Source organism: Promicromonospora umidemergens (assembly GCF_024171995.1).
GTDB lineage: Bacteria > Actinomycetota > Actinomycetes > Actinomycetales > Cellulomonadaceae > Promicromonospora > Promicromonospora umidemergens.
The window spans coordinates 65,953-79,850 of sequence record NZ_JAMTCT010000025.1 but is presented as its reverse complement, the minus strand read 5'-3'; the positions used below and the strand labels follow the sequence as shown (position 1 = coordinate 79,850).

Genomic DNA, 13,898 nt, shown 5'->3' with positions numbered 1-13,898 from the left:
CGACCGAGGCACGCAATACACGTCTGACGAATACGCCAGACATGCTCAGAAGCTCGGCATCACCCGGTCCGTGGGACGCACCGGGATCTGCTACGACAATGCGTGGGCCGAGTCGTTCAACGGCACCTTGAAGAACGAGCGTGTTTACCGCACCGAGTATCCAACTCGCGAGCACGCGCGTTTTGACATTACCCGCTACATCGAACTACGCTACAACACCAGAAGGCTCCACTCCACGCTCGGTTACCGTACACCGAACGAAGTCGAAGAAGCCTGGCACACGGCGAATATCGCGGCGTAAGAATCATCGGAATCAACTGTCCGAAATTCTTAGGGCCCCTCAAGGAGTGTCTTGACCTTGTTGGAGACCACGACGTGGGTGTGCAAGTGCGGGTCGTTGGCCCGTGAGTCCCAGTGATCGAAGAACATCCCAATCAGCCCCGTGACACTGACCTGGGCAACCGCGCCGCCCTCCCCCGACTCGCTTGCCGCGTTCCCGGCGACAGACGCGCCGGTCCTCGTCACGGCCAGCTCGCGTTCCATTAGCTCGAACACCTTGACCACCGCAGCACGGTGGACGGCCACGATCTGTTCCTGGACCCCGGCGTCGGACACGCCCCACAGGATCGAGGCGGACTTCGGCAGCGCGAACGTGAAGTCATACCCCGCCACCGCCCGCCGAGGCTTGCCGCCCTTGCCCGGCCCGTACACCGGGTACGCGCGGCCGAGCTGTTCGCCCGTCACCGGGTCCAAGCCCTTGCCCGCCAACCGGGCCATCTGTTCCTCGGTCACCGAACCACCCACGAGCAGACGACCCAGCTCGGCCGAGCCCAAACTTTCCACCCCGGCACCCGCCCACCGGCCCGGCGGGGTCCCGGTCTCGGTGTAGTACCGCGTCAACGGGGTACTCATCGGCCGGTCGACGTCTGCAGAAGCGACCGACTTCATGAAGTACGAGTACCCGTCTCCTGCCGACATCACTGCGATCGTCACAGCCATCGCCGCACCCCTCCCAGCAGGAGGTGCGCAGGCGGCACCAAACCGCGAACCGCTCACAGGGATTTGTGCCGCTGGGTGTGCGGGTTCCTGGTCCGAGGCGAACAGGCGACGCCGATACTGCGCCGGTCGACGGTTTATGCTCGCCGAATGTTCGAGCTCGACGTGCAGAGCCTGCGCCGGATTCGGTTGCGGTTCGGGTCTTGGCACTTCCGGACGTGGCGCTCGTACCGGATGCGGCTACCGAAGGGGTACCGCTCGCCCGAGACGATCTACGAAGTCGTCCTATTGGGCGAGGACGACTACGTGATCGCGCAGTTAGGTGCCTTCTTCGATCTGCGGACCGCTGAGAGGTGCCTCGCACAGTACGACGCCGAGAGACGGGACCAAATGGCGATCAACTACGTCAGTGTCCACTCGCGACTCGAAGACTGGGAATTCGACAGGTAGTCGGTCGTCTGGACGTTCTGATCAGGTCACGACGCTGGACGTTCCCACGGATTAGCGATCGACCGCCTGGCGTTGGGGGAAGCGCCTCAGTCGCGCGCGGGCGAGCTTGGCCTCGATCTGCAAAGGCGTGACCCGATGTCGGGCGGTCCGCGGGACCCGCTGTCCTCTGCTCGCCTGCCCTAGCCACGCAGCCGTGTCAGCCGCCTAGCCGTGTCTGTCACGTAGCCGTGTCCGTCGCGTGCGTGCGCCGTCGCACAGCTAGCAGGCTGTGTCTGCTGCCTGGGCGCCAAGAGATGCGAGTGTGTGGGACCCCCTCGGCCCCGGGCACAGGTCGGGCCCGGCTCCCGTTGTCTGGGCAGCCGTCATCGCAGGCTCAACTTGGTGGCGGCTACCTTGACTCCGGCCGGGCTGGCGGGTGCAGCCGGTTTCTCCCCGACAGCCCAGTCGATGGCGCGGGCCTCGAAACCAACCTCGCTAAGGAATGGCCGAGCATGCGAACCACAACCCGAAGAACCGAGCACGGTGACGATCTGCTCCGCGCCGTCGAGCACTGCTCAGTCGCCGGGCGCCGGCTCACGGGTGGTTCGGAGCATGGCTGTCAGGACGGGCCCGTCGGATGCTGGCTGCTGTGTGCTGATCTCGTAGTAGCCCCACCGTTCGTACAGCGCTTTCACCTTGCCGTTTCCAGCCAGCGGGTTGACCAGGAGGGAGACCTGCTCCTCGGTGCGGCTGCCGAGGAGTTCGTCGTGGATGCGCCGTGCGGTGCCGGTCCCCCGCCACGGCACCTTGAGCATGATCTCTTTGAGGGCCACGGTCGACCGCTCGGTGCAGCCCTCGGGCAGGGGCGTGGCCATCCGTCGCCACCAGCGGTCATCGGGTTGGAGCGTGTTGACGTAGGCGTATCCCACTGGTTCGTCTCCGTCGAACCCGATGACGGTCTCCCAACCGGGTTCGGCGCCGTGCCGAGCGAGACGTTCCCCATACCGTTCCACCGAGTAATGAGGCTGGTGGAGCTGGTCGGCACGCACTTCGGCATAGATCTCGATCAAAGTGCTCCAGACGCTGTCGAGATCGGTGGCGTGGCGCAGCTCGATGCCGTCACTGGTCACTATGGGTTCCTTCGGCCGTCATGGATGTACTGGTCCCAGGTGCGGGCGTGCGGGCTGGACCTCGCGGTAAGGCTCAGGGCGCTGCCGAAGTCGTGCAGCATGCCGGTCACGCGGGGGTGCTGACCGGTGGGGTCCGCCGAGATGGACATGGCAGTAGTTACGGCCGGTTCCAGATCGCCTTGGCCGAGCTGGGCGCGCGCGAGGCGAGCGGTAGTGATAGCGCGGGTACGTCGCATCTCCGGGCGAAGCAGCGCCAGGCTTCGGTGCGCGCGGGCTTCGGCGCCCTCGTAGTCGCCCAGGGCCAGGTGCGCGGCCACGGCAAGGTTTTCCAGTTCCGCCTGGTCGTAGAACGCGGTGATCCATACCGGCCGCTGTTCGTCCGGGTCGGCCTGCAGCAGAGCGTTCTGGGCGTGCCCCACAGCCTGGCGGACCGCTCCGGCGTCGCCCGTCAAGCCATGGATGGCCGCGTGCCGCGCATGACCGAGAGAAGCGAACAGCGGGTCACGGCGCGCGACGGGTAGGCGACGCGCGACGTCATTGGCGGCCAGCGCGTCGACGGGCCTGGCCATGTGTCGGTACAGGCTGCCGGCGTGGGACCAGATACGGAACTGGATGCTCGAGTCCCCGGAGAAGGCCGCGAGGCTGGCCGCTCGATCGAAGTGACGTTGCGCAGTATCGAACCGGCGGCCGTCGATCGCGGCCCACATCGCGCTGGAGGTGAAGGACGCGGCACAGCCGTACAGAGCGGCTCGCACCCGCTGGCTCGCCGTGCCCCGCGCCTGGAGCGCGAGGGCTTCCCCGGCCAGTGCGGCGGCCTGAACCTCGATGGTGAGCTTGCCGCCGTACCGATGGTCATCGGCGATCACGAGCGCGAACTTGGACAGAAGCCGCTCAACGTCGCCGAGGCCGACGCGCTGTCGAGGCCCAAAGGACGGGACAGCGACCGTTGGGCGCATCGTTCTGTCCGTGTCGCTGACCGGGCGGCGCACCCCACCCTGCGGTGGCGCCGTCGGGGTGCGGTCTCCTTGGGTCGTGAAGCCCAGCTCCGTCACGGGGCAGTTGAACAGCGCCTCCAGAGCGGCGCGCTGGCGATGGTGAGGCCATCGAGTTTTTCCGGTCAGCCAGTTGCGGACCGTCCGGTCGCTGACGGTTCCTTCGTATCCGGCCGCGCGCAGGTCGGCGTTCACGGCTTCAGCCAGTTCTGCCTGGGTGAAGCCCGATTCCGCCATGCGCGTCTTGAGGATCTGGTTGCCTCCCACGCGTTCACGGTAGCCACACGACGGCATCGAGAAGAAGCGATCACCCCGGAAATTTCCGGTTGCCGCCGACGAATACCCCGGCGCTTTTTCCTCACACGTTCACGGTTACGGGTATTTCACTGGATCCCAGCCCTCCCCGGCTGCCGAGTCACCGCTCCACCACCCCCTACACACAAGGGCAAGCCCATGACTACGACCCGCTTGGCTGACCAGCTCACGTTCGCCATGGACGTCGCCGCCGAGGCGATCCGCGCCGTGGGACCGGAACACATCGAGATCGTCACGTTGACCCGAGGCCGCATCTGCGTGCAGCCCGTAGACCTGAACGAGGGCGAGCAGATCGCGCGCACCCTGGGGTGCGACCTTCCGTTGGATCATCGGATGTTCGTGCCCGGGCACACCCTCTGGACAGGTGTGGTCGACGGCCTGGAAGTCCAGGTCCGATCGGTGCTGCGTCAGATGGTGATCCGATGAGGGCCGCGACCGTCACGTGCACACGGTTGCTCGTGGCGCTCGATCTCGACGGGACCCTCCTGGACAGCGAGAGCAGGATCCCGCCCGGAACGGTCGAGACCCTGGACCTGGTCCGCGCCGCCGGACACAAAGTCGTACCCGCCACAGGACGATCCCTCACCGGTCTGCTGCCGATCGCTATCCGGTTGGGACTGACCACCGGGTGGGCGGTGGCCTCCAACGGCGCTCTCACCGTGCGCCTGGACCCGGCTGCGCCGTCCGGCTACGACGTCGTCGACGCCCGGACGTTCAAACCAGGGCCCTTGATCAGCCGCGCCGTGGACCTGATCCCCGGTGTCCGGGTCGCGGTGGAGGAGGTCGGTTGGGGCTGGCGGACGAACCACCCGTTCGCCCCGGGAGAGCTGAACGGACAGCAGAAGCCAGCAACACTGAACTACCTGACGACCGAGCCAGCGACCCGGGTCGTGCTCGCCGCACCGGGCATCCGCCGATTCACCGACACTCTCGGTGCCACCGGGGTCACGGTCGCCTCGATGGGTCCCGACTGGGCCGACATCACCGCCCTGGACGTCAACAAGGCCGCCGCCCTCGACGACGTGCGCAAACACCTGCGCATCCCCGCCAAGAACACCGTGGCTGTCGGAGACGGCATCAACGATCTGACGATGCTGGCCTGGGCCGCCCGCTCGGTAGCGATGGGGCACGCGCCTGCGATCGTGCGCAGTGCCGCTGACGAGACGACCGGCACCATCGACCAAGCCGGGGCCCTGGCGGTACTGCGTTCCCTGGTCCCGGATGTCGACGGTTCGTTGTCGTCACTGGCCGCACAGATCGCCACCGCCGAGGCCAGCGCACCAGGCCCTGTGGTCCTGCGTGTGTGGCACGGCGTCGGACCGGACCTATCCCGGTGCGAGGCATGGACCCTCCAGAACGGCCACTGGATCAAGCACGCGCCGATCCCATCTGGCGTCGGCACAACCATGCGCGCCATCGAGGCCGCCGCACTGGAGGCTGGCCTGCCCTACCCGCGCGGAGACGAAGGCCGCCGCCGCGCGAAGTGGCGCGGTGTCGCTGCTGATGGTCCGGCAGGGTTCGAGTTGCCCCTCGACCCAAACTTGTGGTCGTCATCGTCCCGAAGCAGGGACTGCCAGGTTGTCGGAGTAGCCGGGGGAAAGCTCGCAACCCACCAGAAGGGCAAGCCGGGATCCGGTACCTGCTCAGGCTCAGGCTCCGGCTCCAGCGCCTGACAAGGCCCTCGCTCCGCTTGGAGCGGGGGCCTCGTGGCTTCTCGAGGGTGTGAGCGCGTTGCCTATCGCGGAAGCCCGTGGCGGAGATGCACGACGAAGTGGTGTGCGCATTCTGACCTGCGCAGATATGGCCGCACACCAGGGTGTGCGGCCATCTTGGTGTGCGCAGAGCGTGCGCTCGTTCGCCACTATTGCCGCATGGATGTGTACGCGCTGGCAGGCCGCCCGGCGGAAGCCTGTGGGCCGAGCAGACTGGCCAAGCCGCCGTCGGGCGATGGCCGCGCACGAACACGCTCCGATTTCCACGTTCCGCCTCTGAGCAATTCTCACGAGTTGGGGGACATGCGTTCGCCCTGTTCACCGCCATGTCCCCCACCCGGAATCTTGCCCCGAAAGGCTGCGTGGGGGACGTCAACTGGTACCTCGACGGGTACAGGTGAGGTGCACAATCGCGAGGATGGGACAGGCAGGTGCAGGTGTATGCGGGCTAACTCGGACATGCACGGCGGTGGCAAATTGCCACCACCGTGCGACCTGCGGGTTCGCTCCGACATGCCACGCGGTCAGGACTGCGCCGTCGCCGGCCTCAGGGCTAATCCGGTCACCTGCGGTGGTGCCAATTTGGCACCACCGTGTGACCTGGGGTTCTACCAAACCGCCGACGCGCCACTGGCCCGTTCCGGCACGGAGAACAAACCAGACAACAATGGTTCTGCCGAATTGGCAGAACCATATGACCTGGGCAGATGCTCCGGGCCCCAGCGCCGGATTACTGAGTCCAGGTGTCGATGTAGGCGCCGATCGCCAGCCACCGCACCCGGACGACCGCCGCCCAATTCGAGTTGCGGAAAGCGATCCACGCCATGCCCTCGACAGGCCCGAGAGGCAAACGGGACAAGTACGGTCCCGCCGATTTGGCGGGACCGTACGACCTGCGCAAACGCTCCGACGCCGATCGCGCACACGTCAGTGTGCCGAGCGGATCTTCACCACTAATGCCGCTCGAAGCTCGTCCAGATCCACGCGTATCAGCGTGCCGATCCGGTAGCCAGTCACTGTTCCGTCGGCGATCCGACGACGGATCGTCTTGACGGACACGCCGAACACTTCAGCGGCGTCACGGAGCGAGACGAGACGTGTTGCGCTCGTACCGGCCTGCCGCGGCGTCTGCGGAGCCGCGCCCGTGCTGCTTTCTCGCGCTGGACGATGCGTTGCCATATCGAACCTCCGGTGTGCGGTGGACCTTCTGGCCTCACAGGTGTGCGCCTTGGTCCGCGCGCGACGGCTCTGGGCCGGTGCGTTCAGAACGAACACGGTCAGCCCGAAACCTGTGTCCCGGTCTTGGTGTCGGCTTGCGGGGTCCGCAGTGCCCGGCGTTCGGCCAGATCGTCCTTGAACGCGGCCCCGAGCTTCTCGGCGATCGTGTGCCGTCGTTCCTCGTCGCCGAGGTGCTGGTAGTGCAGGACCACGGTCGGGTTGCTGTGCCCGGCAATCGCCATCAGCTCTGCCAGTGTCGCGCCGGAGCGGGCGGCCCACGTCAGCGCAGTGTGCCGCAGGTCGTGGAAGTGCAGTTCGTCCAGCCCGACGGCCTTTCGGACGACGGTCCACTTGCGCTGGATGACCTGGCGGTGCATTACTCCCCCACGCGCCGCCCGGAATACGATCCCGTCCGCTCCTGACTCGGAGAACTTCTCCAGATGCTCTCGGAGGATGGGGACCACGAAGGATGGGATCGCGATCTCTCGGTAGGACGCATCGGTCTTCGGCTCACCGATTTCCTTGAACTTGCCTCGCTCCCGATGACCGGCCGCTGTGCCGCGCACGGTGACCGTCGCACGCGATGGATCGTCAAGGTCCAGGTGCCTGCGCTTGAGCGCGCGCAGTTCCCCGTTGCGTAGGCCCGTGGTCACGGCCAGAGGCACGATGGCCCGGAGGTAGTCCGGCATCAGTTCCGTCATCTGCCACATCTGATCGGTCGTGACAACGATCGGTTCGTGCACGGCCTTGTACCGAAGCGCACCCTTGACCTTGGCCGGCGAGGCGTTCAGCAACTCGTGGTCCACGGCGTCGTTCAGGATCGACGAGAGCACCTGATAGGTAGAGAAGGCGGCGCCGCGACCGTCGGACTTCTCCTTGCCGTGCCACTTCCTGCCGCGCGCTTCCTCGGCCAGCACTACGCGCAGCTTCGTGTACCAGTTGGTCACGTCCAGGCGGGTGAGGTCCTTCAAGGGGATGTCACCCAGCACGGGCAGGATCCGCTTCTCCAGCGCTGTCTTGTAGCGGTAGATGGTGCCCGGTCGCAAGGTCTTGCCCTCGATCGACCGGTACGCCCACTCGCGCAGCGTCACGGCCCGCTGCTCGGCGAGGCGCGCCTCCAGCTCGCGCACCTTCGGCGGCCTCCACTCGCCTCGGTCGATCAGGATGCGCTCGGCGTTGAGCCACGACTCGGCGGCCATCTTGTCGCCGAACGTCTTGGGGTGCCGCTCCAGGTCCGGGCCGGTGTAGCGCGCTCGCCAGCCGGTCACCTTGCCGGTCGTGGCGCTCTTGCGCTTCTCCAGCTCTCCAAAGACTCGCTTGCCGGGTGTGGTTGCCATGGGTGGTCCTCTCCACCCGTCAGGTGTCCCGCCTGCTCCCTGTGGGGGAACGGCACACCTGGCACACCCTCAGACGCGAGCACTCACCTGCGGAAACACCCCGGATCCCGTGGGGGAACCATGGGGGAATGGGTGGCCTCTGGAGGCCATTCCGGTCCACCACTGTCCCGAGGGCTCAGAAGCGTTACCGCAGGTCAACCGGCATCCGGCCTGGTCAGAGGACCAAGCCGAAACCCGGGTGATGCTCACACGTTGAAGCGGAACTCGACCACGGTGAACTGTGCAGTCCAAGATCGGCTCTGATCAGGCAACTTAGACGTTGAATCTGAATTCGACCACGTCGCCGTCCTGCATGACGTAGTCCTTGCCCTCGATGCGGGCCTTGCCCGCGGCCTTCACCGCGGCGGACGAACCGGCCTCGACCAGGTCCTCGAACGAGGTGACCTCAGCCTTGATGAAGCCACGTTCGAAGTCGGTGTGGATCACGCCGGCGGCCTGGGGGGCGGTCCAGCCCTTGCGGATGGTCCAGGCGCGCGCTTCCTTCGGACCAGCCGTGAGGTAGGTCTGCAGGCCGAGCGTCTCGAAGCCGACCTTCGCGAGCTGGTCCAGACCGGACTCCGGCTGGCCGGACTCCGCCAGCATCTCTGCGGCCTCGTCGGGCTCGAGCTCCACGAGCTCGGACTCGAACTTGGCGTCCAGGAAGATCGCGTGGGCCGGCGCGACGACCTTGCGCAGGGCCTCCTGGGACGCGGTGTCCGCCAGACCGGCGTCGTCGGTGTTGAAGACGTAGATGAACGGCTTGGCCGTCATCAGCTGGAGGCTCGCGATCTCGGCCAGGTCGAGACCGGCACCGGCGGCACCCTGGTAGAGCGTGACGCCCTTGTCCAAGATCTCCTGCGCCAGCTTGGCGGCCGCGTACAGGACGGGGTCGCCGCGCTTGATCTTGACCTCCTTCTCCATCCTCGGCAGGGCCTTCTCGAGGGTCTGGAGGTCGGCGAGGATCAGCTCGGTGGAGATCGTCTCGATGTCACCGGGCGCGTCCATGGAGCCGTCCACGCGGACCACGTCCGGGTCGTCGAACGCGCGGGTGACCTGGCAGATCGCGTCGGCCTCACGAATGTTGGCGAGGAACTTGTTACCGAGGCCCTCACCCTCGGACGCGCCCTTGACGATGCCCGCGATGTCCACGAACGACACCGTGGCCGGCAGGATCTTCTGGCTCCCGAAGATCTCGGCGAGCTTGTTCAGCCGATCGTCGGGCAGCGAGACCACGCCCACGTTGGGCTCGATCGTCGCGAACGGGTAGTTCGCGGCGAGCACCTGGTTGCGGGTCAGAGCGTTGAAGAGGGTGGACTTGCCGACGTTGGGCAGGCCGACGATGCCGATAGTAAGAGCCACGTCGCGAAATTCTACGTGCCGAGCGCCAATCGCCGTCAGCCGGGTCGTGCGCGGCCCCGGTAGGGACTCTCGCGCGGTCTGCTGACGCGGGCCTATCGCGCTCCGCCGCGACGCTCCAGCACGCCGAGATCCCGTTCGGCGAACCGGTGATGCTCCCAGGCCTCGTTGACGATCACGCCGAGGCAGCGCCACACGGGAAGACTGCGCGACGCCGGTTCCCACGGCGGCAGCCGACGTGCCAGCGCCTCGAACCCCGCCTGCGTGAGGGAGTCGTAGTGCGCACGCACCTGGGCGATGCGGTCGGCGTAGGCCGCGTGCACCTCCTGGTACGACGGCGCGGCCGCCATGTCGACGCCGAGGGCTCCCACCTCGTCGTCGTACTCGGAGAACGGGAGGCCGATCGGGCTGAACGCGCCGTCGAGACCCTGGATCCCGTGGCGCACCCAGCCGTCGACCGCGAACACCAGGTGCCGCATCGTCTGGGCGAGCGACCATTCACCGTCGACCTGCTGGTCCACGGTTCCGGCAGGCATGGCTGCTGCCCTGTCGAACAGAGCGGACCAGGCCCGCTGGGCCGCCTCGAACGACCCGCGCTGCTCCGCCAGAACCTCGGACCTGGCCAGCGCCCGCCCCGGATACCGGCGGTTCAGCTCGGCCTCGATCAGCGGCAGCACCTCGATCCCGTTGACCTTGAGCCCACCGATCACTCCGTCGATGTCCGCGCCGGTCAGGTCGACGCCCCGCATCACGGCACCCGGCAGGTACGACTGCTCGAACGCCGCACCTTCCAGGTCGGCGAAGTGAAACCGGGCACCGGTCAGGTCCGCCGCGACGAACTCAGCATGCTGCAGGTCGTCGTCGGCTGTGAATCGCGTCATGTCCCCAGGCTAGGAGGCGCCTCTGACATAGCCGTTGACCAGTCACGGGACGGCTGCACCCTCCTACGTGGACGAGCCACTGCGTGTGTCGATCAGGTCCAGGTCCCGGGTGGCGTACGAGTGGTGGTGCCACTCCTCGGTGAGCACAACCCCCACGCACTGCGCCACCACGAAGGGCTCGGACTGGTCCATCCAGGGCGGCGGTTCGGCAGGACTGCTCGCCTGCTCGGGCGTGATCGCGTCGAGGAAATCACGCACTTCTTGCACCCTGCCCCGCCGGACCTCGAGCACCTCCTCGTACGACGGCGCCGCCTCTTGGTCGACCCCGACACCCGGTGCGTCGGCGGCGAACCCGGTGTGCGGCATCCCAGCCGGCCAGAACACGTCCACGCGTCTGCCCTGCGCACCCCACCGCAGCCACCCGTCGGTGCAGAACACGAGGTGCCGAAGGGTCTGGGCGAAGGACCACTCGTCGTCGACCGAGACCTCCACCGTGCCCTGAGGCATCGACGCGACGCGCTCGTACGTGGCCTCCCACATGCTGTCGAACGCGTCGAGGGCCGTGCGCAGCCCGGAGATCGAGCGATCTTGGAGCAGTGCGCGTTCGGGGTAGCGCTTGTTCAGCTCCGCTTCGATCAGGGGTTCTACCTCGACGCCGTTGACGCGCAGCCCGTAGATGAAGCCGTCGATGTCGGCGCCGGCCAGCGCCACGCCGCGCATCCGCACGCCGTTGAGGGCGACCTCGCGAAACGAGGCACCGCTCATATCGGCATGGCGGATGTCGCCGCCGCGCAGGTCCGCACCGTCGATCCTGTCGATGCAGCCCTGCGCGCCGCCCTCGTCGGAATGACTCATGCGACCGACGCTACGCCGCGCTACTGACACGCACGGCAGCGCTCCCGACGCGCCGCCCTTGCCCTGAGCATCAGGGAAACGACTGCACCTGCTGCAGCAACTCCGGCAGCCGCTTGTCGTACACGCGAGCGCCGAACCGAACGGCCAGGACCAGGATCAGCCCGCCGTACAGGGCCCCGACCACGACGGTGAGAGCGCCCCACAGCACACTGCCCAGGGCGATCGCGGTGATACCGACGGCGAAGACCGGCAGCGACAGCCCCAGGGTGATGGCGAACCCGATGCCCTGCGACACGAACGTCGCCATCGCAGCGCCCTGCGGCGACTTCAGCGGGCTCTCCCCCGGTTTGGCGACCGGGTAGACGAGCCGCGCCGAGACCGCGCAGGAGACACCGGTGCTGACCAGCAGGGCGCCGATCGCCAGGCCGAGCAGTGGCATCGTCAGATGCCACGAGTCGGCCACCCAGACCGAAGCGACCACCGTGGCGGCGCTGACCAATGGGCCCATCGCCAGCATGGGGATCGCCCGGCCCCACCGGTCGGCGCGGCCGTCGACGCCCGACGAGACGTGCAGGGCGAACGCCGTGTTGTCGTAACCGATGTCGTTCGAGATGCTGAAGCCGAGGATCCAGCCCACGAACGGCCCGGTCGCCAGGAGCATGAAGAAGCTGCCGGTGCTCTGGCCTGCGAAGTACATGATCACCGGCAGCAGCGGGATGATGGCTATCGAGCCGGAGTATCGCGGGTCGCGCAACCAGTAGGTGGCGGTGCGCGCGGCGACGGCCCAGGTCGGGGAGAACGGCACGCGGCCGAACGGCCCGAGCCCCTTGGCCTTGCCGCCGCTGCCGTCGCCGACCGGCGGGCGCTCCAGCGATCGGGCCAGCGCGCGGTCCCAGACCAGCCAAGCCAGCCCGATCGTGGCGAGGGCAACGGCTAGACGCCCCGCCAGACCTGCCCAGTCACCGGCGTGCGCGGCGCCCCCGAGCGACCAGGCGGCACCGAACGGCGTCCAGCCGGCAACACTCGCCACCTGCTCGAACAGCGGCAAGAGCTGCGTGCCCGTGCTGGCGGCGCCTCCGCCGTCCGTCGCCTCTGGCCCCACCGATATCTGGACGCCGTTCGCGAGCCAGCCGACGAACGGACCGATCATCACGACGAGCACCAGCGCGACGATCGTCACCACCTCGCGGTACCGCCGGGACTCCAGCACGGGAGCGAGCAGCGTGGTGAGCGCCCGGGAACCGAGGACGCACGTGGCGATCCCGAGCACGGCACCGGCGAGCGACACGAGAAGCACCCCCGGCTCCAGCACCCACGCGAAGGAGACACCGAGCGCGAGAAGCACCGTGGCGATGCCTGGCACCGAGACCAGGCCGGCCACCGCGAGCCCCGCGAGAAGGGTGCGCCGGGGGATCGCGAACGTCGAGAACCGGTGCGGGTCGAGGGTTGCGTCCACGCCAAAGGCGAAGATCGGGATCAGCCACCAGCCCACGACGGTCAGGACACCACCGAGGGTGATCGCCACCGCTGCCCAGGCCGGGTCGCCCGCGACGCCCACGAAGACCATGGCGGCCACCAGCATGCCCACGGTGCCGAGGGCGTACAGGACCGCCACGATCATGCCGATGGTCTGCCAGACGCTCCGGCGGAACGTGTTCCCCATCAGCGTCAGCTTGAGGGTCAGGAACCGCGCAACCATGAGAGCCCTTCCGAGTGCTGGCGACCGCCGACGAGGTCCACGAACCGGTCTTCCAGGCTCTGCTCGCCGCGCACCTCGTCGACCGTGCCCGCCGCGAGCACCTGGCCCGCCGCCATCACCGCGACGTGGTCGCACATGCGCTGCACCAGGTCCATGACATGGCTGGAGACGATCACGGTCCCGCCGCCCGCCACGTAGCTCTTGAGGATGTCGCGGATGTTCGCGGCGCTCACGGGGTCGACCGCCTCGAACGGCTCGTCGAGCACAAGGGTGCGAGGTGCGTGGATCATGGCGCTGCCCAGCGCGATCTTCTTCGTCATGCCCGCCGAGTAGTCCACTACGAACGTCTCCGCGTCCGCGACCAGGTCGAAGGCCTGCAAGAGGTCGTTCGTGCGGTCCACCACGGTGGCCCGGTCCATCCCGCGCAGCATGCCCGCGTAGGTGAGGAGCTGGCGTCCGGTCAGGCGGTCGAACAGCCGCACGCCGTCTGGCAGCACGCCCAGCGTGGCCTTGGCCTCGTCCGGCCGTGCCCACAGGTCCACGCCGTGCACCCAGGACGTACCGAAGTCCGGCCGCAGCAGCCCCGTCGCCATCGAGAGCATCGTGGTCTTGCCCGCCCCGTTCGGTCCGACCAGGCCGTAGAACGAGCCGGCGGGAACATCGAGGTTGACGCCGGACACAGCGATCTTCTGCCCGAACCGCTTCCAGAGACCGCGCACGCTGAGCGCGGCCGACGGGTCGTGCGGGGGCTGCTCCTGGGTACCTTGAGTCCCGGGGCTGCCCGGAGGGCTCGGGTCGACTGGGGTCGTCATGACACCAAACGTAGCCGTGCCGTCCGACACGACGGATCCTCCGCGTGGATGAGTGCGGGTGATAGTGCGTCCTCCCACGGACGGAGATCCTCGTCCTGGGGCATACCAGGCGATCTCGAACGCGCGG

Annotated in this window: 14 protein-coding genes; 4 read left to right on the top strand and 10 right to left on the bottom strand. The window is 67.6% G+C overall.

The window, feature by feature from the left end:
* On the top strand, positions 1-301 hold a 301-nt coding region (locus APR04_RS26240; RefSeq protein WP_253876530.1), incomplete at its 5' end, for an integrase core domain-containing protein.
* 29 nt (positions 302-330) lie between these two features.
* On the opposite strand, the gene mobF is transcribed toward APR04_RS26240, so the two are convergent.
* Positions 331-999, bottom strand: coding sequence for a MobF family relaxase (gene mobF, locus APR04_RS26235; protein WP_253876528.1), 669 nt, complete (start codon positions 997-999; stop codon positions 331-333).
* Between the two features lie 147 nt (positions 1,000-1,146).
* Between mobF and APR04_RS26230 the strand changes: the two genes are divergently transcribed.
* The gene (locus tag APR04_RS26230; protein WP_253876526.1) at positions 1,147-1,446 is read left to right on the top strand and encodes a hypothetical protein; all 300 of its coding nucleotides are present in this window, start codon (positions 1,147-1,149) and stop codon (positions 1,444-1,446) included.
* 554 nt (positions 1,447-2,000) lie between these two features.
* Here APR04_RS26230 and APR04_RS26225 read toward each other — a convergent pair.
* The gene (locus tag APR04_RS26225; RefSeq protein WP_253876524.1) at positions 2,001-2,555 is read right to left on the bottom strand and encodes a GNAT family N-acetyltransferase; all 555 of its coding nucleotides are present in this window, start codon (positions 2,553-2,555) and stop codon (positions 2,001-2,003) included.
* Entirely contained in the window at positions 2,555-3,814 is a 1,260-nt protein-coding gene (locus APR04_RS26220; protein ID WP_253876522.1) for a helix-turn-helix domain-containing protein, read from the bottom strand. Before APR04_RS26220 ends, APR04_RS26225 begins: the two co-directional genes overlap by 1 nt.
* A gap of 186 nt (positions 3,815-4,000) precedes the next feature.
* Between APR04_RS26220 and APR04_RS26215 the strand changes: the two genes are divergently transcribed.
* Both APR04_RS26215 and APR04_RS26210 read left to right on the top strand, forming a co-directional pair.
* Positions 4,001-4,288 carry a hypothetical protein gene (locus tag APR04_RS26215; protein WP_253876520.1) on the top strand — a complete coding sequence of 96 codons (288 nt, stop codon included), beginning with the start codon at positions 4,001-4,003 and terminating at the stop codon, positions 4,286-4,288.
* A complete protein-coding gene (locus APR04_RS26210; RefSeq protein WP_253876511.1) occupies positions 4,285-5,535 on the top strand; it encodes an HAD family hydrolase in 1,251 nt (416 codons plus the stop codon). The genes APR04_RS26215 and APR04_RS26210 overlap by 4 nt, the downstream gene beginning before the upstream one ends.
* A gap of 966 nt (positions 5,536-6,501) precedes the next feature.
* Here APR04_RS26210 and APR04_RS26205 read toward each other — a convergent pair.
* From APR04_RS26205 to APR04_RS26175, 7 genes are all read right to left on the bottom strand, one after another.
* Positions 6,502-6,753 carry a helix-turn-helix domain-containing protein gene (locus APR04_RS26205; RefSeq protein WP_253876509.1) on the bottom strand — a complete coding sequence of 84 codons (252 nt, stop codon included), beginning with the start codon at positions 6,751-6,753 and terminating at the stop codon, positions 6,502-6,504.
* 98 nt (positions 6,754-6,851) lie between these two features.
* Positions 6,852-8,129, bottom strand: a complete 1,278-nt coding sequence (locus APR04_RS26200) for a site-specific integrase (protein WP_253876507.1) — start codon at positions 8,127-8,129, stop codon at positions 6,852-6,854.
* A 312-nt stretch (positions 8,130-8,441) separates the two neighbouring features.
* Positions 8,442-9,527 carry a redox-regulated ATPase YchF gene (gene ychF, locus APR04_RS26195; RefSeq protein WP_253876504.1) on the bottom strand — a complete coding sequence of 362 codons (1,086 nt, stop codon included), beginning with the start codon at positions 9,525-9,527 and terminating at the stop codon, positions 8,442-8,444.
* A gap of 92 nt (positions 9,528-9,619) precedes the next feature.
* Positions 9,620-10,405, bottom strand: a complete 786-nt coding sequence (locus tag APR04_RS26190) for a DinB family protein (protein ID WP_253876495.1) — start codon at positions 10,403-10,405, stop codon at positions 9,620-9,622.
* Between the two features lie 63 nt (positions 10,406-10,468).
* A complete protein-coding gene (locus tag APR04_RS26185; protein WP_253876493.1) occupies positions 10,469-11,260 on the bottom strand; it encodes a DinB family protein in 792 nt (263 codons plus the stop codon).
* 70 nt (positions 11,261-11,330) lie between these two features.
* A complete protein-coding gene (locus APR04_RS26180; protein WP_253876491.1) occupies positions 11,331-12,959 on the bottom strand; it encodes a hypothetical protein in 1,629 nt (542 codons plus the stop codon).
* On the bottom strand, positions 12,941-13,771 hold the full coding sequence (locus APR04_RS26175; protein WP_253876489.1) for an ABC transporter ATP-binding protein: 831 nt from the start codon (positions 13,769-13,771) through the stop codon (positions 12,941-12,943). Before APR04_RS26175 ends, APR04_RS26180 begins: the two co-directional genes overlap by 19 nt.
* Between the last annotated feature and the right edge of the window lie 127 nt (positions 13,772-13,898).

Excerpts from the sequence above, each read along its gene's own strand:
- APR04_RS26210 (WP_253876511.1), top strand. The coding sequence starts at position 4,285 with ATGAGGGCCGCGACCGTCACGTGCACACGGTTGCTCGTGGCGCTCGAT.
- APR04_RS26215 (WP_253876520.1), top strand. The coding sequence starts at position 4,001 with ATGACTACGACCCGCTTGGCTGACCAGCTCACGTTCGCCATGGACGTC.
- APR04_RS26200 (WP_253876507.1), bottom strand. The coding sequence starts at position 8,129 with ATGGCAACCACACCCGGCAAGCGAGTCTTTGGAGAGCTGGAGAAGCGC.
- APR04_RS26190 (WP_253876495.1), bottom strand. The coding sequence starts at position 10,405 with ATGACGCGATTCACAGCCGACGACGACCTGCAGCATGCTGAGTTCGTC.
- APR04_RS26185 (WP_253876493.1), bottom strand. The coding sequence starts at position 11,260 with ATGAGTCATTCCGACGAGGGCGGCGCGCAGGGCTGCATCGACAGGATC.
- APR04_RS26175 (WP_253876489.1), bottom strand. The coding sequence starts at position 13,771 with ATGACGACCCCAGTCGACCCGAGCCCTCCGGGCAGCCCCGGGACTCAA.
- mobF (WP_253876528.1), bottom strand. The coding sequence starts at position 999 with ATGGCTGTGACGATCGCAGTGATGTCGGCAGGAGACGGGTACTCGTAC.
- APR04_RS26180 (WP_253876491.1), bottom strand. The coding sequence starts at position 12,959 with ATGGTTGCGCGGTTCCTGACCCTCAAGCTGACGCTGATGGGGAACACG.
- APR04_RS26205 (WP_253876509.1), bottom strand. The coding sequence starts at position 6,753 with ATGGCAACGCATCGTCCAGCGCGAGAAAGCAGCACGGGCGCGGCTCCG.
- APR04_RS26230 (WP_253876526.1), top strand. The coding sequence starts at position 1,147 with ATGTTCGAGCTCGACGTGCAGAGCCTGCGCCGGATTCGGTTGCGGTTC.